Raw genomic sequence first — 20699 nt, 5'->3', positions numbered from 1 at the left:
CGGGGCCGGATCCGGATGGCCCGCGCTCAGGGACGCCATGCCTCGATCGGGTTGCCGAGCCAGCGGGTGTCGTCCGGGACGGACTCCGCGGCCATGACGAGCGACGCGGGCCCCAGGGTCGTACGGGCCCCGACCGTGCTGCCGGGCAGCACGATCCCGCCAGGGCCCAGCGTGGCGCCCTCACGGAGGACCACAGTATCCGTCCGCAAGATCCGGTCGTGGAAGAGGTGTGTCTGCAGCACACAGCCACGATTGACGGTCGCCGCGTCCTCCAGGGTCACCAGGTCCGTCTCCGGCAGCCAGTAGCTCTCCACCCACACGCCCCTGCCGATGCGCGCGCCCAGCCCGCGCAGCCACACCGTCAGCACCGGCGTCCCCGGCACGGCCCCGGCCAGCCACGGCACCGCCAGCACCTCGACGAACGTGTCCGCCAGCTCATTGCGCCACACGAAGGAACTCCACAGCGGATGCTCCCCGGCCCGGTGCCGCCCCACGAGCAGCCACTTCGCCAGGACCGAGACGACCGCCGCGACCACACCCGCCCCCAGCAGCACCGCACCCGACAGGGCCCAGGCCCACCGCCCCAGCGCACACAGCGCCGCCACCGTCGCCGCGGCCAGCGCCGCCGAACACAGCACCGGCACGATCCGGCACAGCTCCACCAGACCGCGCGCCCACAGCAGCCGGGCCGGCGGCTCGAAGGTACGGCTCTGATCCCCGCCGGCCGCACTGCGCGGCAGCTTCACCGGCGGCAGCCCCAGATACGAGGTGCCCTTCTTCGCCTTCTTCGGCGTCGCCGACAGCACGCCGACCAGACCGCCGTCCGGCACGCTCCGGCCCGGCCCGGTCATCCCGGAGTTCCCGAGGAAGGCCCGCCGCCCGATCTCCGCACGCCCGATCCGCACCCAGCCGCCGCCCAGCTCGTACGGCGCCGTCAGCGTGTCGTCCGCGAGGAACGCCCCGTCGCCGACCGTGGTCAGGCCCGGCAGCGCGAGCACCGTCGACACCTCGGCGCGGCGCCCGATCCGCATCCCCAGCAGCCGCAGCCACACCGGCGTGACCAGCCCCGCGTACAGCGGGAACAGCGTCTCGCGGGACCGGTCCATCAGCTGCGTCACGGTCCACGCCTGCCAGCCGACCCGGCTGTGTGTCGGATACGTGCCCTCGCGCAGCCCCAGCCCGAGCAGCCGTACGGCGACCAGGATCAGCAGCGCGTACGCCAGCCCGTAGGCCAGCGTGGCCGGCACCAGCCCGAGCGCGGCCCCGCGCAGCGCCCGGGCGAGCGAGCCTCCGGGCGCCACGAAGACCCGGGCGACCAGCAGCGCGACCACACCCGCGAGCAGCGGCAGGGCGCTCAGCGCGAGTCCGGTGATGCCGTACATCACCCGCCAGTACGTGCCCCGCTGCGGCCGCTCCCTGGGCCAGTTGCGCTTGGCCTTGCCGAGCTTGACCGCGGGCGCGCCCGCCCAGCGCTGGCCGGTCGGGACCTGCCCGCCGACCGCCGAGCCGGGAGCCACCTCGGCCCGCTTGCCGACGCGGGCGCCCGGGAAGAGCATGCTGCGGGTGCCGACGGTGGCGTGGGCGCCGACCTTGACCGGGCCGATCTCCAGCCGGTCGCCGTCCAGCCAGTGCCCGGACAGATCGACCTCGGACTCGACGGCCGCGCCCCGGCCCAGCTTGAGCATGCCGGTGACCGGCGGCAGCGAGTGCAGGTCCACCTCGGGCCCGACCTTCGCGCCCAGCGCGCGGGCGTACCGCTCCAGCCAGGATCCGGTCAGTGAGGTGGCTCCGCTGAACTCGGCCAGCCGCTCGGCCGTCCACAGCCGCAGATGCACGCCGCCGCCGCGCGGATACCGGCCGGGCTCCACCCCCCGCAGCAGCAGCCGCGCCCCGCCCGCCGCGAGCGCGATCCGGCCGGGCGGGGTGAAGAACAGCAGCGCGGCGGCCGCGAGCAGCCACCAAGGGGCGGTCGGCAGCCAGGAGTAGCCGGGCAGCAGGTTCCCGACGGCGGCCAGGACCGCCGTCCAGCGCAGCCCGAGCAGGGTGACCAGCGGAAGCAGCAGCAGAAGCTGGACGGCCTGGGCGCGGACCGGAACCGGCGCGATCGTGCGGGCCCCGCCGTCGTCCTGCGCCGAGGCCTCCAGCCGCCGGGCCAGCTTGCGCAGGGTCGGCTGCTGGTAGATGTCGAGGACGGCGGCGCCCGGGTAGCGGGTGCGCAGCCGGGTGGTGAGCCGGGCGGCGGCCAGCGAGCCGCCGCCGATCGCGAAGAAGTCGTCGGACGCGCTGGTCACCGGGATGCCCAGCACCTCCGCCCACTGCTCGGCGAGCCAGGCCTCGGTGCCGTAGAGCTGCTCCTTCGCCGGTGCCTGGAGGCCCTCCAGGGGCCACGGCAGGGCGCTTCGGTCCACCTTCCCGGACGTCCGGGTCGGCAGCTCGGCGACGGGCGCGAGCAACGGCACCAGCGCGGCGGGCAGCTCGGCGCGCAGCTTCTCCACGGCGGCCGCATGGTCCCAGCCGTCCTGGGTGACCACGTAACCGACCAGAAGCTGATTGCCGCCGCGGGCGGTGCGCACGGCGGCCGCGGCTCCGGCGACCCCGGGCAGGGCCTGCAGCGCGGCATCCACCTCACCGAGCTCGATCCGCCGTCCGCCCAGCTTGATCTGCTCGTCGGCCCGGCCCAGGAAGAGCAGCCCCTCGGGCTCCGCCCTGACCAGGTCACCACTGCGATAGGCCCGCTCCCAGCCCAGCGAGTGCAGCGGCGCGTACTTCTCGGCGTCCTTCTCGGGATCGAGATACCGCGCCAGTCCGACCCCGCCGATCACGAGCTGCCCGCTGCCGCCCATGGGCACGGGCTCACCGGCCTCGTCGACGACGGCCAGCTCCCAGCCGTCGAGCGGCAGCCCGATCCGCACCGGCTCCTCACCCGTGAGGAGTGCCGCACAGGCCACGACGGTCGCCTCGGTCGGCCCGTAGGTGTTCCACACCTCGCGCCCCTCGATGGCCAGGCGCTGCGCCAGCTCGGGCGGGCAGGCCTCGCCGCCGAAGATCAGCAGCCGTACGTCGTTGAGGGTCTCCGGCTCCCACAGCGCGGCCAGCGTGGGCACGGTCGAGACGACGGTGATCTCCTGCTCGACCAGCCAGGGCCCGAGATCGGCACCGCTCCTGACCTGCGACCGGGGCACGGGCACCAGACAGGCGCCGTACCGCCAGGCCAGCCACATCTCCTCGCAGGAGGCGTCGAAGGCGACGGAGAGTCCGGCCATGACCCGGTCGCCGGGCCCGATCGGCTCCTCCGTGAGGAACAGGGCCGCCTCGGCGTCCACGAACGCGGCGGCGCTGCGATGCGTGACGGCGACGCCCTTGGGCTTCCCGGTGGACCCCGAGGTGAAGATGATCCAGGCGTCGTGCTCGATGCCGGGCCGCGCGGCGGGGGAGCCGGAGGTGCCCTGGACGATGCCGGAGGTGCCCTGGACGGTGCCGGAGGTGCCCTGGACGGTGATGGTGTGCCCGGCCCCGATGACGGCCCGCACCTCCGCCTCCCCGAACACCAACTCGGCCCGCTCGTCCGGGTCCTCGGCGTCGACGGGGACATAGGCGGCACCGACGGCGAGTACGGCGAGGATGGCGACGTACAGCTCGTTGGTCCCCGAGGGCACCCGCACCCCGACCCGGTCCCCGAGCCCGATCCCCGCACCGGCGAGCCGCCGCCGCAGCCGCTCCACCTCGCCGGCCAGCGCACGGTAGGTGAGGCACGTCGTACCGTCGTCCAGCGCCGGCTCGTCCGGACGGGACCGCACGGTCGCGTCGAAGACGTCGACCAGCGTGCGCGGCGAGGCGGCGGGCCCGGCGGAGAAGCGCGCCCGGTCGCCGAACTGCGTGCGGATCTCTTCGTCGAGCACGCCGAGAGCGCTGCTCTCGTCTATGGCTGCCATCGGGTCCTCACGTCGGGTCCGGCTGAGTGACAAGCCGGAAATATTAGTACGACGTTAGGGTCCATCCCCTTCGTCCGGCCGCCCGACAGGGCCGTTCGGGTGACTGCCGTACCGCGGCTTCGGGGTCCTGACCTGCCGACCTCCACACCGGACGAGACATGCCTCACACACCGTCAAGGAGGGGATGTTCCGGGGCGGTTGGGGTTTCCGTTGGTTCACGGGCAAAGCGAAGGGCCCCTGCTGAGCAGGGGCCCTCACTGGTGTCCGAGGGGGGACTTGAACCCCCACGCCCGATAAAGGGCACTAGCACCTCAAGCTAGCGCGTCTGCCATTCCGCCACCCGGACAAGGTGTCTGTCGTGCTCGGGGAACCCTTTCGGCGGGGTTTCCCTCGCGGCGACGAAGGAAACATTACCAGGCTTTCGGGGGTGGCTGATCACCCCCCGACTGCAGCGCCGGTCGCCCGTGAACGGTGTGTGACGGGCCGGGACCGGTCTTGGGCCGCGGGCGGGGGAGAGGGAGGATGAGGAGGACCACCAGCAGCGACAGCGCGGGAGGAAGCACGTGAGCGAGACGGACACGGCCAGGAGCGTCACCGGCGAGGACGAGGTCGTGGACCTCTGCCGCGAGCTGATCCGATTCGACACCAGCAACTACGGCGACCACTCCGGCCCTGGCGAGCGGCAGGCCGCCGAGTGGGTCGCCGAGAAGCTCGCCGAGGTGGGTCTCGAACCGAAGATCTTCGAGTCGCACCCGGGCCGCGCCTCGACGGTGGCCCGCATCGAGGGGGAGGACCCGTCCCGGCCCGCGCTGCTGATCCACGGCCACCTGGACGTCGTACCGGCCAACGCCACCGACTGGACCCACCACCCCTTCTCCGGCGAGGTCGCCGACGGGTGCGTGTGGGGGCGCGGGGCCGTCGACATGAAGGACATGGACGCCATGACCCTCGCGGTCGTGCGCGACCGGCTCCGCAGCGGGCGGCGGCCCCCGCGGGACATCGTGCTCGCCTTCCTCGCCGACGAGGAGGCGGGCGGCAAGTACGGCGCCCGCTACCTCGTCGACCACCACCCCGAGCTGTTCGAGGGCGTCACCGAGGCGATCAGCGAGGTCGGCGGCTTCTCGTTCACCGTGAACGAGCAGCGCCGGCTCTACCTGATCCAGACGGCCGAGAAGGGCATGCACTGGATGAAGCTGACCGTGGCCGGCACCGCCGGACACGGCTCGATGATCCACCGCGACAACGCCATCACCGAGCTGTCCGAGGCCGTGGCCCGGGTCGGCCGGCACAAGTTCCCGGTGCGGGTCACCAAGACCACCCGGGCGTTCCTCGACGAACTCGGCGACGCGCTCGGCACCGAGCTGGACCCCGATGACATGGAGTCCACCCTCCTCCGGCTCGGCGGCATCGCCAAGTTCATCGGGGCGACCCTCAGCAACACCGCCAACCCCACTCAGCTCGACGCCGGCTACAAGGTCAACGTCATCCCGGGCGAGGCCACCGCGCACATCGACGGGCGCTTCCTGCCGGGCTACGAGGACGAGTTCCTCAGCGACCTCGACCGGCTGCTCGGGCCGCACGTCCGGCGCGAGGACGTGCACACCGACAAGGCGGTCGAGACCGGCTTCGACGGGGCGCTGGTGGAGGCCATGCAGTCCGCACTCGTCGCCGAGGACCCCACCGCCAAGGCGATCCCCTACATGCTCTCCGGCGGCACCGACGCCAAGTCCTTCGACGACCTCGGCATCCGCGGCTTCGGCTTCGCCCCGCTGAAGCTGCCGCCGGAGCTGGACTTCGCCGGCATGTTCCACGGCGTGGACGAGCGGGTGCCGGTGGACGGGCTGCAGTTCGGCGTGCGGGTGCTCGACCGGTTCATCGACGGGTCGTGAGTCCCTGGGCCAAGGCAGGGCGTGGTGAGGCCGTGGCCCCGGGTATTCGGGCAGCCGTACGAAATCGACTGAGAAGGGTGAATGCGACCATAAGCTCGTAGCTCCATTACTCCCTCCTCGTTACAGGTGATGCGATCCCGCACCTTGGGGTCGCATTGCCAACAAGGAGGAAGAATGATCAAGAAGGTCGTCGCTGCTGCGGCTGCCACCGGTGGGCTGGTTCTCGCGGGTGCGGGCCTCGCCGTCGCCGACTCGGGTGCCCAGGGTGCCGCCGTGCAGTCCCCGGGTGTCGTCTCCGGCAACGTCATCCAGGTGCCCGTGCACGTGCCGGTGAACGTCTGCGGCAACACGGTCAACGTGATCGGGCTCCTGAACCCCGCCTTCGGCAACACCTGCGTCAACCACTGACGTCGGCTCCCTGAGGGGGCGTCGGTCCCGAGGGGGCGTCTTCTACGAGCCGTCGGCCTCGGAGCGCGCGCCATGCGCTCCGAGGCCGACCGGTCTTTTCACACGCATTCGGACCCGGTCTCGGGGATTCGAAGAACCGAAACGAAGGCAGGGGGGAACCCACCATGCGACAGAGCACCCGCAAGGGCCTGATGACCATGGCCGCCGCGACCGGTGTGATCGCCGCCGCGAGCGGCTACGCCCACGCCGACGCGGGCGCGTCCGGCGTCGCCAGCGGCTCACCCGGCGTACTGTCCGGCAACACCGTGCAGGCACCGGTGCACGCGCCCGTGAACGTGTGCGGCAACACCGTGAACGTCGTCGGGCTGCTCAACCCGTCCGCGGGCAATTCATGCGCCAACCACGGCGGCACGTCGGCGGGCAACGGCGGCTCGCACGCGGGCGGCCGCACCGACGGCTCGCCCGGCGTCGGCTCCGGCAACACGGTGCAGGCGCCGATCGACGCCCCGGTGAACGTCTGCGGCAACAGCGTGAACGTCGTCGGGCTGCTCAACCCGTCCGTGGGCAATTCATGCGCCAACCACGGTGGCACGTCGGCGGGCAACGGCGGCTCCGGCGGCTCGCACGCGGGCGGCCACACCGGCGGCTCGCCCGGCGTCGGCTCCGGCAACACGGTGCAGGCGCCGATCGACGCCCCGGTGAACGTCTGCGGCAACAGCGTGAACGTCATCGGGGCCGGCAACGCCACCACGGGCAACGACTGCGCCAACGGAGGCGGTGATCACCACGGCCAGCCGCCGCGGGGCGGCCACGGCAACCCGCCGGGTCAGCCGGGGCAGCCAGGTCAGCCGGGACACCCTGGTCAGCCGGGACACCCTGGTCACCCGGGACACCCTGGTCACCCAGGACACCCTGGCCACCCAGGTCATCCCGGTAAGCCGAGCCACCCGGGGAATCCGACGACCCCGCCCGGCCAGGGCGGTCACACGCCCCAGGGGCCCCACGGGTCAAGCCAGGTCAAGCAGACGGGCGGCCGCTCGTCCCAGCCCCTGAGCAACGCCCAGCTCGCGCACACGGGCAGCGATCTGCCGCTGGGCCTCGCGCTGCCGGTCGGCGCGGGCGCGCTGCTGGCCGGCGCGGTGCTCTACCGCAAGGCGCGGGCCGGCGTGTAGCAGGCAGCACCGAGTACGCCGGGCACGGAGGCGACCGTGCGGCGTCGGCAACCGAGCGGGCCCTGCCATACCGGCGGGGCCCGCTCCGTCAGGTGACCGGTCTCACCACGTGGCACGCACCTGGCGGATGATCCGCCGGCGCAACCGCACCCTGCGGCTGCCGTCGCGCAGCAGGCTCAGTCGGTCCAACTCCCAGTGTCCGTACTCGGCATGGTCCGTCAGCAGACGAGTGGCCTCCTTGCGGGACACCCCGCGAGGCACGTACACGTCGACAAATTCGTATTCCGGCATCGCATCTATTGTGCGGGCTGGGGCCCGGTACGGATAGCGTCTGCACTATGTCTGATGCTGCGCAGCCCACCGCTGCCGACGTACGCGCCGCCGCCGAGGCGATCAAGACCGCGCTCGACCGTCACCTGGCCGCGGTCGAACGCAGGTCGGGTGAGGACGACCCGGCCGTCCTGGAGGCGTTCAACCAGCTGGCCGCGGCCGCCGAGGCGTACGACGAGCTGCTCTACGACCGCTACGACGAGGTCACGCCCTTCGAGATCCCCGGTGCGGAGGAGCTGCCGCCGTACGCGGGCCCCGAGGAACCGAACGCGATCAGCGTGCTGATCCGCCGCGACTACGCCGTGGCGGAACCCCAGCGGCTGCTGGCGCAGGCCCAGCGGGTCGAGGCGGCGGAGTACGAGGCCGCGGGCGGCCTGGCCGAGGACGCCGCCGGTACGGTTCCGGGCGCGCTGGGCATCCTCTTCGGCGAGTTCGAACCGGACGAGATCGCCTCCCGGCACAAGGAGTTCGGCCTTGAGGAGGGCGACTCCACGCTCTGGGTCACCGCGGCGGACGAGGCCCCCGAGGCGGGGGAGTGGCTGGAGGCGCCGTTCGAGCACGTCGATCCGCAGGGGGTGGTGTGCCGGTTCGATGTGAGCGCGGTGTTCGACGACGAGGACGACGAGGAAGCGGACGAGGACGAAGATCTCGAATTCGTCGAGGAAGAGGACGGGGACGAGGTCCAGGTCCAGGGCGCCGAGAGATGAGGGTGGCCGGCGGTGCCGTGGGCCTGAGGCCGGTACGGCACCGCCGGATTCCGCCGCTGTGGCCGAGCGCCGTCAGGGCGGAAACAGATCCAGAAGATCTATGCGGGTACCTGGGTGCGCAGCAGCGACTGCAAGCGGGTCGTGCGGGGCTTGGCCGGTGTCTCCGCCACCGCCTTCGGCAGGGCCTGTTCCACGCCGTGGACCACGGACAGATGCCGCTCGGCCCGGCCGAAGGCCGTGTACACCCAGGGTCTGCTGAGCGCCTGCGCGGCGTCGCCGGGCAGCACGACGACCGCCGCCGGCCAGCGTGCGCCCGCCGCCTGGTGCGCGGTCAGCGCCCAGCCGTGCCGTAGGGCGCCCTCCACCCGCTCGCGCGGTACGACCACCGGGGCGCCCGCGCACGACAGGTGCAGCCCGTCCGCATCGGCCTTCACCACCACGCCCGGCACCGTACGGCCCGGGGCGGGGGAGTAGGCGATCCGGTCGCCGGGGTCGAAGCCGCCGAAGCGGCCCGGGCCGGGATTGAGGCGCTCCTTCAGCGCCGAGTTGAGGGCGCGGGTGCCCGCGGCCCCGCCGTGCCCGGGGGTGATCACCACGGTCTGGTCGGCCGGGACACCGATCGCCCGCGGCACCGAGTCGGCGACCAGCTGGACGGTCCGGTGCACGGCCTCGCCCGCGTCCCGCACCGGGACGATGACGATCTCCTTGCCCGGAGCGGCGACCTGGTTCAGCTCGCCGATGCCGATGCCGGAGACCAGCTCGCCGATCGGGCCCTGGTCGGGGATGCGGGAGGCGAGCTGCGGGCAGACGCGGGCGGCGAGCAGGTCGGCGAAGACCCGCCCCGGTCCGGCCGACCACAGCACCGCCGGGTCGCCGCTGAGTACCAGCCGGGCCCCGTCGGGCAGCGACTCCACCAGCATCGCGGCGCTCTCCACGTCGAGCTGCGGCGCGTCCAGCACGATCAGCAGATCGAGTTCCAGCGCGCCGTCCGCGTCCCGGCCCGGTCCCTCGGCGCCGGACAGCAGACCGGCGACCGTGCCCACGCCGTGCTCCGCCGGGTCCGCACCCAGCAGGGCGGCGAGGCGATGGCGTCCGTCGGGCGTGTGGCAGACGGCGAAGGCCCGCAGACCCGCGGTCCGGGCGGCACCGAGCAGCGCGGCCGGTTCGGCCCGGGCCGCCTCCCCACCGGTGTGCAGCACCAGGCCGTGCCCGGCGACCGCGCGGACCAGCTCGGCCGCACCGCCGGAGACGGCGCCGACCGCCGCCTGCCAGGCCTCTTCGGTCTCCTTGGACAGCGAGTTGACCAGCCGGGCCAGGCCGTCGGCGAGGCTCTCCTCGGCCAGTGCGTACCGCTCCAGGCCGACGAGGACTCGGACCGGCCGCTCCTCCTCGTCCTCGCCCTCCTCCGGCGCCTGAGGCGTGACGGCTCCCGGTTCCTCCAGGGCGTCCTGGAACGCCAGCGCCTCGCCCTCCGCGAGCGTGCTCTGCACCGCCGCGTCCGGGTCCGGGACGCCCTGCTTGCCCAGCGCCGCGGTGAGCGTGGGCAGTTCCAGCGCGGTGTGCCCGGCCAGGGCCGCCTGCTCCAGCAGCCAGACGGTGATCGCGCGAGCCCGCCGCTCGTCGCCCGGGCCGCAGGCGGCGCCGAGCAGGGCCCGCGCGAAGCCGTCGGCCTGGTCGGGCCGCACGCCGCTGATCCGCAGCAGCCGCCAGGGGTCCTCGCGCAGCGCCGCGTCGGCGCCCTCGCCGAGTGCCGCGGCCACCTGGGGAGCCAGGGCCTCGGGCGCGCCGCCCTCGGCCAGCACCCGGCGCGCGCCCTCCACCGTCTCCGGCGCCGGGGCACCGGGCGTGACGGCGGCCGGTGCGGGTGCGGGCTGCGGCCGGCGTACGGGCTCCGGGGCCGGGCGGCGCGGCGCCGGCGCGGGCTCGGCGAACACCGTGTCCACCGGCTTCTCGCCGCTCTCCACCGCCCGCACCGCCGCGAGCAGGTCGGCCGCCTTGCCGCTGAGCTTGGTGCCGCTCTCGATCGGGCCCTTCCTCTCGGCCTTGCGCCGCTCGATCCGCTCCCGCTCGATCCGCTGCGCAGCCAACTCGGCCTCGGCCTCGGACAACTGAGCGGAACCTGTGCCTTCGCCCTCGGCCTCGGACGGCTGGGAGGAGTCGGCACCTTCACCTCCGGGCCCGGACGGCTGGGAGGAGTCGGCACCTTCACTTCCGGGCCCGGTCGGCTGGGGGGAGGCGGCGCCTTCGCCCTCGGTGCCGCCCAAGCCCGCCGCTGCTTCGGCGCCGTCGCCCCCGGCACCGGTCGGTCGGCTCGCGCCGTCATCACCGTCGGCCCGGTCGGTGTCGGCCCCTTCGGCTCCCGTGTCACCGCCCGCGCCGTCGCCCTCGGCGCCGCTCGCGCCCGCGCTGCTCCCCGCCTCGCCCGCGCTCGCCCCCGCGCTGCTCTGCCCGGGCGCGGTCTGGCTGCCCGGGTCCTCGGGCGTGTCCGGCGTCCCCGGCCCGGCTTCCTCCGTGGTCTCCGGCTCCGTGCTCACAGCGTGCTCCAGTCGTGATCGGGATAGCGGTGCACGGGCGCCGACACATCGTCCAGCGCCCGGCAGATCTCGTCAGGAAGACTAAGGGCCTCCACTGACAATGCCGCCGTGAGCTGCTGCGCGTTGCGCGCACCGACGATCGGCGCGGCCACGCCGGGCCGGTCCCTGACCCAGGCGAGGGCCACCTGGAGCGGGGTGACGGCGAGCCCGTCGGCGGCCGTCGTCACCGCGTCCACGATGCGGGTCGCCGTGTCGTCCAGGTACGGCTCGACGAACGGCGCCAGATGCTCGGAGGCGCCGCGCGAGTCCGGCGGGGTGGTGTGCCGGTACTTGCCGGTCAGCACGCCCCGGCCGAGCGGGGAGGAGGGCAGCAGGCCGACGCCGAGGTCCAGCGCGGCGGGCAGCACTTCCCGCTCCACGCCCCGCTGCAGCAGCGAGTACTCCATCTGCGTGCTGGCCAGTCGCGTGCGGATGCCCGGCGCCGCGAGCTGCCAGGTGGCGGCCTTGGCGAGCTGCCAGCCCGAGAAGTTGGAGACGCCCGCATACCGGGCGCGGCCGCTGCTCACTGCCATGTCCAGGGCCTGGAGGGTCTCCTCCAAAGGGGTCCCGGGGTCGAAGGCGTGGATGTGCCACACGTCGACGTAGTCCGTGCCCAGGCGGGCCAGGGAGGCGTCGAGGGCGGCGAGCAGATGGCCGCGGGAGCCGTCGAAGCGGCGGTCGGGGTCGGGGACGCTGCCCGCCTTGGTGGAGATCACCAGGTCGCGGCGCGGCACCAGGCCGTCCATCAGCCGCCCGAGCAGATACTCCGCCTCGCCGTTGCCGTACACGTCCGCGGTGTCGACGAGGGTTCCGCCGGCCTCCCAGAACGCCTTCAGCATGTCCGCGGAGTCGTGCTCGTCCGTGTCCCGGCCCCAGGTGAGGGTGCCGAGCCCGATCCGGGACACGCGCAGGCCGGTACGGCCGAGATGCCTCTGCTCCATGCGGGCGAGATTACTGGCCAGAACCGGTGCGGTGGGTTGCCTGTGGATAACCGGGTCGGGCCGCGGTATGGGGTTTTCAGGTGCCCTGCGCCTGCCCCCGGCGTCCGTCCCCGCGCTAGGGTCGCCTCAACAAGGACGTTACTCATGGGTAAGGGGAATCGGCCATGCAGCTCGGGATCAACCTCGGCTACTGGGGTGCCGGAATGGACGGGGACAATCTGGCCGTGGCCCAGGAGGCCGACCGGCTGGGCTTCTCCGTGTGCTGGGCCGCCGAGGCCTACGGCTCCGACGCGGCCACGGTGCTCAGCTGGGTCGCGGCGCAGACCGAGCGCATCGACGTCGGCTCGGCCATCTTCCAGATCCCGGCCCGCCAGCCCGCGATGACCGCGATGACGGCCGCGACGCTCGACTCGCTGTCCGGCGGCCGCTTCCGGCTCGGCCTCGGCGTGTCCGGCCCGCAGGTCTCCGAGGGCTGGTACGGCGTCAAGTTCGACAAGCCGCTCGCCCGCACCCGCGAGTACGTGGAGATCGTGCGCAAGGCCATGACCCGGGAGCGGCTGACGTACGAGGGCGAGCACTGGACGCTGCCGCTGCCCGGCGGCCCGGGCAAGCCGATCAAGCTGACCGTGCACCCGCAGCGCGAGCACATCCCGCTGTACATCGCCGCGATCGGCCCGAAGAACCTGGAGCAGACCGGCGAGATCGCCGACGGCGCGCTGCTGATCTTCCCCGCCGCCGAACACCTGGAGGACACCACCCTGAAGTACCTGCGCGCGGGGCGTGCGAAGGCCGGCCGGACCCTCGACGGGTTCGACGTCTGCCCGACCCTGCCGATCGCCGTCGGCGACGACAAGGACGTGGCCCGGCTCGCCGACACCTTCCGGCCGTACACCGCGCTGTACGTCGGTGGCATGGGCAGCGCCAAGCAGAACTTCTACAACCAGCTCGCCCAGCGCATGGGATACGCCAAGGAAGCCGCCGAGATCCAGCAGAAGTACCTGGCGGGGGACAAGCAGGGGGCCGCCGCCGCCGTCCCGCAGGACCTCATCGACAAGACGACTCTGCTGGGTTCCGTCGACCGCATCGCCGACCGGATGAAGGCCTACGCCGCCGCCGGCGTCACCACGCTCAGCCTGTCGCCGGCCGGATTCACCCTGGAGGAGCGGCTCGCCTCCCTGCGGGCCGGCAGTGAGGCCCTGGAGCGCGCCGGGCTGGCCTAGAAGCTTCAGCGGCCGTGGTGGGGGCTCGGGGGTCTTCCCCGCCACGGCCGTCACCGGGAACAACGCGCCAGGCGCCGCGCGGTTACGACCCCGGCGTTACTTCTTTTGGCGCAGTCACCGAACACCCGTGTTGCGACTCCCCTCTGCCCGCATTTGACTCGTTCTTTGCGGAAACCTGCGGAATTGCCCGTGAAGTGCCGCGGAATCTTGCGGAGAGGTGGCGCCCATGCTGTCGGCCAGGAGTCTGTTCCAGGAGATCCTCGACAACGACGAGTCGTTCCGGCTCTTCTGCTCCATCGCCGCCGGCGGAGAGTCCCAGGGCGGCTGGGAGAACCGGCGCATCGCCGCGCTGGTGCCGCACAGCGAACGCGCCCTCGCCCCGAAGATCGCCCGGCACGGCGCCGACGAGGACAAGCACGGACGCATCTTCACCGCCCTGATGAAGAAGCGCGGCCTCACCCCCGTCGCCGTACCGCCCGAGACCGACTACACGATGCTGCTGGAGCGGCGCGGCATCGGCCTCGCCCACGACAGACTCAGGCGGGACGAGCCGCTCACCGAGCGGGACATCGTCGTCTACCTCTCCCACAGCCGCGTCACCGAACAGCGCGCCGCCGAGCAGATGGCGCTGCTGCTCGGACACTTCGCCGACCATCCCGAGATCGGCAGGGCCGTCCGCATGATCTCCGACGACGAGGACAACCACCTCGCCTACACCCATGCGGAACTGCTGCGGCTCGCCGCCGCCGGGCACGGCCGACTGATCCAGCGCACCCTGCGCGAGTGCGCCCTCGCCGAGATCCGCGTCCACCGGGACGTCAGCCTCGCCGTGATGGCCCGCATGGGCCGCATCCTGGGCTGGTCCAGGGCCAGGCACGCCCTCCTCGCGGCCGGCATCCACGCGGTGTACGCCTACGAGCGCCTCGCCGGCTGGCACCGCATGGTCACCCTCCGCATGCCCGAGCGCCGCGACCCCCTCGGCGACCCCGCCACCCCCGCCCCCGAGTTCGCCTGAGCCGCACCGGCCCTACAGCCAGCCGCGATGCTTGAACAAGCGGTACAGCAGCACCTCCAGAGCCGCCATCACCAGGATCACCGCCGGATACGACCACAACCAGTGCAGCTCCGGCATGTGGTCGAAGTTCATGCCGTAGATCCCCGCGATCATCGTGGGGACCGCGGCCATCGCCGCCCACGCGGAGATCTTCCGCATGTCGTCGTTCTGCCGCACGCTCATCTGCGCCAGATGCGCCGACAGGACGTCCGACACCAGCCGGTCCAGGGCCTCCACGGACTCGTTCACGCGCGTCAGGTGGTCGCCCACGTCCCGGAAGAACGGGCGCGCCTTGTCGTGCACGAACGGCACCGAGGCGCCCATCGGGCCGGTGCCGGCCAGCCGGGTCAGCGGGAGCGCCAGCGGGCCGGTGGCCCGGCGGAACTCCAGGATCTGCCGTTTGAAGCCGTAGATCCGGGACGCGGTGCCCCGCGAGCCGCCGCCCCCCGGCAGGAACACCTCCGCCTCCAGCTCCTCCAGATCGGTCCCCAGCTCCGTCGCCACCTCCAGATAGTGGTCGACGACGGCGTCGGAGATCGCGTACAGCACGGCGGTCGGGCCCTTGTCGAGCATCTCCGGCTCCTCCTCCAGCCGGCGCCGTACGGCGCCCAGCGGCGAGCCCTCGCCATGACGGACGGTGACCACGAAACAGTCGCCGACGAAGACCATGATCTCGCCCGCCGAGACGGTGTCGCTCTCCGTCTCGTACACGACCGGTTTCAGCACCATGAACAGCGAGTCGTCGTACACCTCCAGCTTGGGCCGCTGATGCGCGTTGAGCGCGTCCTCCACCGCCAGCGGATGCAGCCCGAACTCCTGGGTGACCAGGTCGAACTCCCGCTCGGACGGCTCGTACAGGCCGATCCACACGAACCCGCCCTCGGCCCGCGCCTCGGAGAGCGCGTCGGACAGGTCCTCCGGGCCCTCCGTGCGGTGCCCGTGCCGGTAGATGGCGCAGTCGACGATCACGGAGCGCATTCTCCCTTCGTCCGGTCACCGGTGCATGTGCTGATACGCCTACCCTGGGCCGCATGCCCACGCTGATCCTCGTCAGGCACGGACGCTCCACCGCCAACACCTCCGGTGTGCTCGCCGGGTGGACGCCGGGCGTCGCCCTGGACGAGCGCGGCGCCGCCCAGGCCGCCGCGCTGCCCGGAAGGCTCGCAGCACTGCCGATCTCCGAGGTCGTCACCAGCCCCCTGCAGCGCTGCCGGGAGACCGTACGGCCGCTGCTGCAGGCCCGCCCCGGCCTGCGCGCCCACACCGACGAGCGGATCGGGGAGTGCGACTACGGCGACTGGTCCGGCCGCAAGCTCGCCGAGCTCAAGGACGAGCCGCTGATGGAGGTCGTCCAGGCCCACCCGTCGGCCGCCGCCTTCCCCGGCGGCGAGTCCATGCGCGCCATGCAGACCCGCGCCGCCGAGGCCGTGCGCGAGTGGAACGCGCGCGTGGAGCGCGAGCACGGCGCCGACGCCGTCTACCTCATGTGCTCCCACGGTGACATCATCAAATCCCTGGTCGCCGACGCCCTCGGACTCCACCTCGACCTGTTCCAGCGGATCTCCGTGGAACCGTGTTCCGTCACCGCGATCCGCTACACCCGGCTGCGGCCGTTTCTCGTTCGCCTCGGCGACACCGGGGATTTCGCTTCGCTCGTCCCGCGAGAGGAACCTGGTGAGGGCGACGCACCGGTCGGAGGTGGTGCGGGCGCACCGTGATCGTCGGCCGCAGTAGGGTGAAGCGATCCACACAGTCGCGTATCCGTGGGCGGCCCGCACCGCTGAAACTCTCGAACTCACTCTCAATGGAGACAGGACGTGTCCCGTCAGGTGTTCCTCTACGACCCGCCGGACCGCTTCGTGGCCGGCACGGTCGGACTGCCCGGACGCCGTACGTTCTTCCTCCAGGCCACCGCAGGCTCCCGGGTGACCAGCGTGGCTCTGGAGAAGACCCAGGTGGCCGCCCTCGCCGAGCGCATGGACGAACTGCTCGACGAGGTCGTACGGCGCAGTGGCGGCAGCGCCGCCGTCCCCGCCATGGCGCCCACCGAGATCGCCGACACCGCCCCGCTGGAGACCCCCATCGAGGAGGAGTTCCGCGTCGGCACCATGGCACTGGCCTGGGACGGCGAGGAACAGCGCATGATCGTCGAGGCGCAGGCCCTGGTGGAGCTCGAGGCCGACACCGAGGAGGACCTCGCCGAGGCCGAGGAGCGGCTGCTCCAGGACGAGGAGAACGGGCCCCCGATGCTGCGGGTCCGGCTGACCGGCGCGCAGGCCCGGGCCTTCGCCAAGCGCGCCCTCGACGTCGTCAACGCCGGGCGGCCGCCGTGTCCGCTGTGCAGCCTCCCGCTCGATCCGGAAGGACACGTATGTCCGCGCCAGAACGGATACCGCCGCGGAGCGTGACGCCCGTCGACGCCGCAGCCGACTCGGCCGCCGCCGAGCTGCTCGCGCGGGGTGAGCTGACCGTCCGCGGCCGGATCCGCGAGGCGTCCAACGCCGCACTGTTCTGCACCATCGCCCTGGACGGCCGGGAAGCCTCCTGCATCTACAAGCCGGTGGCCGGGGAGCGCCCGCTGTGGGACTTCCCCGACGGCACCCTGGCCGGCCGCGAGGTGGCCGCCTACGAGGTCTCCGAGGCCACCGGCTGGGGGCTCGTCCCGCCGACCGTGCTGCGCGACGGGCCGTACGGCGAGGGCATGTGCCAGCTGTGGATCGACGTCCAGGCCGAGGCGGAGCTGCTCGCCCTGGTCGACGCCGAGGAACCGGAGCCGGGCTGGAAGGCGATCGGCCTGGCCGAGGTCGGCGAGGGCCGCACCGCGCTCCTCGTGCACGCCGACGACGAGCGGCTGCGCCGGCTCGCCGTCCTCGACGCGGTGATCAACAACGCCGACCGCAAGGGCGGCCATCTGCTGCCCACCACCGACGGCCGGCTCTACGGCATCGACCACGGCGTCACCTTCAACGTCGCGAACAAGCTGCGCACGCTGCTGTGGGGCTGGGCCGGGGAGCCGCTGACCGCCGAGGCCCTCGAGGCACTCCAGGGACTGCGAGGGGATCTGGACGGGCCGCTCGGCGACCGGCTGACCGCACTGATCACCCCGGCCGAGATCGACGCCACGCGCGCGCGTGTCGAGGCGCTGCTCACCACGGGAGTGCACCCGGAGCCGAACGGGGACTGGCCCGCCATCCCCTGGCCGCCGGTGTGAGCACGATCAGCACATCGGGCGCCGATGTACAAGACCGCGTATCCGGCCATCGAGCGCGATCCCGTTCGTATACGCGGCGGGCAGCCGGTTAGGCTCATGTACATGCATGCCTGGCCCGCTTCCGAGGTCCCCGCCCTGCCTGGTCAGGGCCGCGACCTGAGGATCCACGACACCGCGACCGGCGGCCTCGTCACCCTCGTCCCCGGTCCCGTCGCCCGTATCTACGTCTGCGGCATCACTCCGTACGACGCGACCCACCTGGGTCACGCGGCGACCTACAACGCGTTCGACCTCGTGCAGCGCGTGTGGCTCGACACCAAGCGGCAGGTCCACTACGTCCAGAACGTCACCGACGTCGACGATCCGCTGCTGGAGCGCGCGGAGCGGGACGGCGTCGACTGGGTCGCCCTCGCCGAGAAGGAGACCGCCCTCTTCCGCGAGGACATGACCGCCCTGCGGATGCTCCCGCCCCAGCACTACATAGGTGCCGTGGAGGCGATACCCGGCATCGTCCCGCTCGTGGAGCGGCTGCGTGAACTCGGCGCGGCCTACGAGCTGGAGGGCGACATCTACTTCTCCGTCGAGTCCGACCCGGACTTCGGCAAGGTCTCGAACCTCGACGCGGCCGCCATGCGGCTGCTGTCCGCCGAGCGCGGCGGCGACCCGGACCGCCCGGGCAAGAAGAACCCGCTGGACCCGATGCTGTGGATGGCGGCCCGGGAGGGCGAGCCCAGCTGGGACGGCCGCTCCCTCGGCCGGGGCCGGCCCGGCTGGCACATCGAGTGCGTCGCGATCGCCCTCGACCACCTCGGTATGGGCTTCGACGTCCAGGGCGGCGGCTCCGACCTCGCCTTCCCGCACCACGAGATGGGCGCCTCGCACGCCCAGGTGCTCACCGGCGAGTTCCCCATGGCCAAGGCCTACGTCCACGCCGGCATGGTCGCCCTGCACGGCGAGAAGATGTCCAAGTCCAAGGGCAACCTCGTCTTCGTCTCCCAGCTCCGCCGGGACGGCGTCGACCCCGCCGCCATCCGCCTGGCCCTCCTCTCCCACCACTACCGCGCCGACTGGGAGTGGACCGACCAGGTCCTCCAGGACGCCGTCGCTCGCCTCGCCCGTTGGCGCGCGGCCGTCTCCCGCCCCGACGGCCCGCCCGCCGACACCCTGGTCGAGGAGATCCGCGAGGCCCTGTCCAACGACCTCGACGCCCCCGCCGCCCTGGCGGCGGTGGACCGCTGGGCGGCTCAGCAGCAGGAGCAGGGCGGCACGGACACGGGCGCCCCGGGCGTCGTCACGCGCGCGGTGGACGCGCTGCTGGGGGTGGCTCTCTGAGCACCGCGAGCGGGAGCGCCCCGTAAGGGGCGCGGGGAACTGCGCGACAAGCCACTGCGGACTGTCAGACGCCCGACAGCCTGTAGTGGCACCCCATAGCGCGTCGGCAGCAAAAAGAAGGGGCGCTTCCCATCACGGGAACCGCCCCTTCGCCGTACCTCAGTCGTCCGAGCCGTCCTCGTCGTCTTCCTTGCCCCCGCCGCCGGCCGCCGGAGGCCTCTGCTTTCCGCCCGGAGGGCCCACGTCCCGGCGCCGCAGATACCGCTCGAACTCGCGGGCGATCGCCTCACCCGAGGCCTCCGGCAGCTCCGCGGTGTCCCGGGCCTCCTCCAGCGTCTGGACGTACTCGGCGACCTCGCTGTCCTCGGCGGCCAGCTGGTCCACGCCGACCTGCCAGGCACGCGCGTCCTCCGGCAGTTCGCCCTGCGGGATGCGCAGGTCCAGCAGGTCCTCCAGCCGGTTGAGCAGCGCCAGCGTGGCCTTCGGGTTGGGTGGCTGGGAGACGTAGTGCGGTACGGCCGCCCACAGCGACACGGCCGGAACACCGGCGTGTGCGCAGGCCTCCTGCAGGACGCCGACGATGCCCGTCGGGCCCTCGTACTTGGTCTCCTCCAGGTCCATCCGCTGGGCCAGGTCCGGGTCGGACGTCACCCCGCTGACCGGCACGGGACGCGTGTGCGGGGTGTCACCGAGCAGGGCGCCCAGGATGACCACCAGCTCCACGCCCAGCTCGTGCGCGAAGCCGAGCAGCTCGTTGCAGAACGAGCGCCAGCGCATGGACGGTTCGATGCCGCGGACCAGCACCAGGTCGCGCGGCTTCTCGCCGCCGACCCGCACCACCGACAACCGTGTCGTCGGCCAGGTGATCTTGCGCACACCGGCGTCCATGAACACCGTGGGCCGGTTCACCTGGAAGTCGTAGTAGTCCTCGGCGTCCAGCGCCGCGAACACCTCGCCCTTCCACTCGCGTTCCAGATGCGCGACCGCCGTGGAGGCGGCGTCGCCGGCATCGTTCCAGCCCTCGAACGCGGCCACCATGACTGGGTCGATCAGCTCGGGAACCCCCTCCAGCTCGATCACCCAGTGCCTCCTTCCGACGTGCCCTCGCTTGACTCACCAACCTTACGGCGTCCGGCGGGGGCGCCCGCAGCCCCCTTGCGTGGGCCAGTGACCGGATCACTGCCCCGTTCGCCACCGTCGAACACCCCGCGTCAACCAGGAGCGCGGACGGACCCGCACAGGCGTTTGCCCCCTCTCACAGGGTGCTGCGCAGCCACTGCTCCACGCTCGCGATGTGCACGGTCGCCCAGGAGCGGGCCGCCTCCGCGTCCCGGTCGCGCAGCGCGGCCAGGATCGCCCGGTGCTCGCGCAGAGTGCGGCCGACCGCGTCCTCCTGGGTGAGGCCCCGCCAGATCCGGGCCCGTGTGGTCGGCCCCGACAGGCCGTCCAGCAGTGAGCACAGCACCGAGTTGCCGGCGCCGCGCACGATGCCGCGATGGAACTCCAGGTCGGCGGCCACCAGCTCCTCCACCGAGGGTTCGTCACCCAGGGCGTCCAACTGGGTGGACAGCGCGTCCAGTTGCTGCTCGCCGATCCGGAAGGCCGCCATCGCGGTCGCGGCCGGCTCCAGGATCCGGCGCACCGCGAGGAACTCCAGGACGGTGTCGTCGCGGTGGAAGTCCACGACGAAGCTCAGTGCCTCCAGCAGCAGTTGCGGATCGAGGCTGGTGACGTACGTGCCGTCGCCCTGGCGCACATCCAGGATCCGGATCAGCGACAGCGCCCGTACGGCCTCCCGCAGCGAGTTCCGCGACAGCCCCAACTCGGCGGCCAGCTCGCTCTCCTTGGGCAACCGGTCCCCGGGCCGCAGCGCACCGGAGACGATCATGCCCTTGATCTTCTCGATCGCCTCATCGGTGACTGCCATGAC

17 protein-coding genes and 1 tRNA gene are annotated in these 20699 nt (G+C 72.6%); 10 read left to right on the top strand and 8 right to left on the bottom strand.

Annotated features, from left to right (window positions below):
• Window positions 1-26: 26 nt before the first annotated feature.
• Window positions 27-3932 carry a Pls/PosA family non-ribosomal peptide synthetase gene (locus tag ACZ418_RS23955; RefSeq protein ID WP_468366224.1) on the bottom strand — a complete coding sequence of 1302 codons (3906 nt, stop codon included), beginning with the start codon at window positions 3930-3932 and terminating at the stop codon, window positions 27-29.
• Window positions 3933-4190: 258 nt separating this feature from the next.
• Window positions 4191-4278, bottom strand: a tRNA-Leu gene (locus ACZ418_RS23950).
• Between the two features lie 217 nt (window positions 4279-4495).
• Here ACZ418_RS23950 and ACZ418_RS23945 point away from each other — a divergent pair.
• The 3 genes from ACZ418_RS23945 to ACZ418_RS23935 all read left to right on the top strand — a co-directional run bounded on the left by ACZ418_RS23945 (window position 4496) and on the right by ACZ418_RS23935 (window position 7401).
• Complete coding sequence (locus tag ACZ418_RS23945; RefSeq protein WP_468366222.1) at window positions 4496-5821, top strand: M20/M25/M40 family metallo-hydrolase; 1326 nt, start codon at window positions 4496-4498, stop codon at window positions 5819-5821.
• 174 nt (window positions 5822-5995) lie between these two features.
• Entirely contained in the window at window positions 5996-6229 is a 234-nt protein-coding gene (gene chpH, locus ACZ418_RS23940) for a chaplin ChpH (protein ID WP_388626431.1), read from the top strand.
• Window positions 6230-6393: 164 nt separating this feature from the next.
• Window positions 6394-7401 carry a chaplin gene (locus ACZ418_RS23935; protein ID WP_468366219.1) on the top strand — a complete coding sequence of 336 codons (1008 nt, stop codon included), beginning with the start codon at window positions 6394-6396 and terminating at the stop codon, window positions 7399-7401.
• A 102-nt stretch (window positions 7402-7503) separates the two neighbouring features.
• On the opposite strand, the gene ACZ418_RS23930 is transcribed toward ACZ418_RS23935, so the two are convergent.
• Window positions 7504-7692, bottom strand: coding sequence for a DUF5703 family protein (locus ACZ418_RS23930; RefSeq protein WP_014671721.1), 189 nt, complete (start codon window positions 7690-7692; stop codon window positions 7504-7506).
• A gap of 47 nt (window positions 7693-7739) precedes the next feature.
• Here ACZ418_RS23930 and ACZ418_RS23925 point away from each other — a divergent pair, with 47 nt between their 5' ends.
• Window positions 7740-8438, top strand: a complete 699-nt coding sequence (locus tag ACZ418_RS23925; protein ID WP_468366216.1) for a hypothetical protein — start codon at window positions 7740-7742, stop codon at window positions 8436-8438.
• A gap of 98 nt (window positions 8439-8536) precedes the next feature.
• Here the strand turns inward: ACZ418_RS23925 and ACZ418_RS23920 are convergent, their stop codons facing one another.
• Together ACZ418_RS23920 and ACZ418_RS23915 are read right to left on the bottom strand one after the other, a co-directional pair.
• Window positions 8537-10972: a helix-hairpin-helix domain-containing protein gene (locus ACZ418_RS23920; protein ID WP_468366213.1), complete on the bottom strand. Its 2436-nt coding sequence runs from the start codon at window positions 10970-10972 to the stop codon at window positions 8537-8539.
• A complete protein-coding gene (locus ACZ418_RS23915) occupies window positions 10969-11952 on the bottom strand; it encodes an aldo/keto reductase (protein ID WP_468366210.1) in 984 nt (327 codons plus the stop codon). Before ACZ418_RS23915 ends, ACZ418_RS23920 begins: the two co-directional genes overlap by 4 nt.
• 164 nt (window positions 11953-12116) lie before the next feature.
• Here ACZ418_RS23915 and ACZ418_RS23910 point away from each other — a divergent pair, with 164 nt between their 5' ends.
• Together ACZ418_RS23910 and ACZ418_RS23905 are read left to right on the top strand one after the other, a co-directional pair.
• Window positions 12117-13172, top strand: coding sequence for an LLM class F420-dependent oxidoreductase (locus ACZ418_RS23910; RefSeq protein ID WP_468366207.1), 1056 nt, complete (start codon window positions 12117-12119; stop codon window positions 13170-13172).
• A gap of 226 nt (window positions 13173-13398) precedes the next feature.
• Complete coding sequence (locus tag ACZ418_RS23905; protein ID WP_468366204.1) at window positions 13399-14187, top strand: ferritin-like domain-containing protein; 789 nt, start codon at window positions 13399-13401, stop codon at window positions 14185-14187.
• A gap of 12 nt (window positions 14188-14199) precedes the next feature.
• Here the strand turns inward: ACZ418_RS23905 and corA are convergent, their stop codons facing one another.
• Window positions 14200-15195: a magnesium/cobalt transporter CorA gene (gene corA, locus ACZ418_RS23900; protein WP_468366201.1), complete on the bottom strand. Its 996-nt coding sequence runs from the start codon at window positions 15193-15195 to the stop codon at window positions 14200-14202.
• Between the two features lie 62 nt (window positions 15196-15257).
• Between corA and ACZ418_RS23895 the strand changes: the two genes are divergently transcribed.
• The 4 genes from ACZ418_RS23895 to mshC all read left to right on the top strand — a co-directional run bounded on the left by ACZ418_RS23895 (window position 15258) and on the right by mshC (window position 18769).
• Window positions 15258-15944, top strand: a complete 687-nt coding sequence (locus tag ACZ418_RS23895; RefSeq protein ID WP_468366198.1) for a histidine phosphatase family protein — start codon at window positions 15258-15260, stop codon at window positions 15942-15944.
• 99 nt (window positions 15945-16043) lie between these two features.
• Window positions 16044-16634: a DUF3090 domain-containing protein gene (locus ACZ418_RS23890; RefSeq protein WP_388626415.1), complete on the top strand. Its 591-nt coding sequence runs from the start codon at window positions 16044-16046 to the stop codon at window positions 16632-16634.
• Entirely contained in the window at window positions 16598-17437 is an 840-nt protein-coding gene (locus tag ACZ418_RS23885; RefSeq protein ID WP_468366196.1) for an SCO1664 family protein, read from the top strand. The genes ACZ418_RS23890 and ACZ418_RS23885 overlap by 37 nt, the downstream gene beginning before the upstream one ends.
• 102 nt (window positions 17438-17539) lie before the next feature.
• Window positions 17540-18769 carry a cysteine--1-D-myo-inosityl 2-amino-2-deoxy-alpha-D-glucopyranoside ligase gene (gene mshC, locus ACZ418_RS23880; RefSeq protein WP_468366193.1) on the top strand — a complete coding sequence of 410 codons (1230 nt, stop codon included), beginning with the start codon at window positions 17540-17542 and terminating at the stop codon, window positions 18767-18769.
• A gap of 159 nt (window positions 18770-18928) precedes the next feature.
• Here mshC and ACZ418_RS23875 read toward each other — a convergent pair whose 3' ends face one another.
• Both ACZ418_RS23875 and ACZ418_RS23870 read right to left on the bottom strand, forming a co-directional pair.
• The gene (locus tag ACZ418_RS23875; protein ID WP_468366190.1) at window positions 18929-19849 is read right to left on the bottom strand and encodes a PAC2 family protein; all 921 of its coding nucleotides are present in this window, start codon (window positions 19847-19849) and stop codon (window positions 18929-18931) included.
• Window positions 19850-20024: 175 nt separating this feature from the next.
• Window positions 20025-20696 carry a FadR/GntR family transcriptional regulator gene (locus ACZ418_RS23870; RefSeq protein ID WP_468366187.1) on the bottom strand — a complete coding sequence of 224 codons (672 nt, stop codon included), beginning with the start codon at window positions 20694-20696 and terminating at the stop codon, window positions 20025-20027.
• Between the last annotated feature and the right edge of the window lie 3 nt (window positions 20697-20699).

The sequence above is a fragment of the Streptomyces sp. NPDC030820 genome (assembly GCF_055572075.1).
The sequence above is the reverse complement of the archived record's forward strand: the minus strand, read 5'-3'. Positions and strand labels throughout refer to the sequence as shown.

Bases quoted from the DNA above. Each gene is read 5' to 3' on its own strand.
- ACZ418_RS23895 (WP_468366198.1), top strand. From the start codon at position 15,258: ATGCCCACGCTGATCCTCGTCAGGCACGGACGCTCCACCGCCAACACC.
- mshC (WP_468366193.1), top strand. From the start codon at position 17,540: ATGCATGCCTGGCCCGCTTCCGAGGTCCCCGCCCTGCCTGGTCAGGGC.
- ACZ418_RS23885 (WP_468366196.1), top strand. From the start codon at position 16,598: ATGTCCGCGCCAGAACGGATACCGCCGCGGAGCGTGACGCCCGTCGAC.
- ACZ418_RS23905 (WP_468366204.1), top strand. From the start codon at position 13,399: ATGCTGTCGGCCAGGAGTCTGTTCCAGGAGATCCTCGACAACGACGAG.
- ACZ418_RS23925 (WP_468366216.1), top strand. From the start codon at position 7,740: ATGTCTGATGCTGCGCAGCCCACCGCTGCCGACGTACGCGCCGCCGCC.
- ACZ418_RS23915 (WP_468366210.1), bottom strand. From the start codon at position 11,952: ATGGAGCAGAGGCATCTCGGCCGTACCGGCCTGCGCGTGTCCCGGATC.
- chpH (WP_388626431.1), top strand. From the start codon at position 5,996: ATGATCAAGAAGGTCGTCGCTGCTGCGGCTGCCACCGGTGGGCTGGTT.
- ACZ418_RS23930 (WP_014671721.1), bottom strand. From the start codon at position 7,692: ATGCCGGAATACGAATTTGTCGACGTGTACGTGCCTCGCGGGGTGTCC.
- ACZ418_RS23910 (WP_468366207.1), top strand. From the start codon at position 12,117: ATGCAGCTCGGGATCAACCTCGGCTACTGGGGTGCCGGAATGGACGGG.
- ACZ418_RS23955 (WP_468366224.1), bottom strand. From the start codon at position 3,932: ATGGCAGCCATAGACGAGAGCAGCGCTCTCGGCGTGCTCGACGAAGAG.
- ACZ418_RS23870 (WP_468366187.1), bottom strand. From the start codon at position 20,696: ATGGCAGTCACCGATGAGGCGATCGAGAAGATCAAGGGCATGATCGTC.
- ACZ418_RS23935 (WP_468366219.1), top strand. From the start codon at position 6,394: ATGCGACAGAGCACCCGCAAGGGCCTGATGACCATGGCCGCCGCGACC.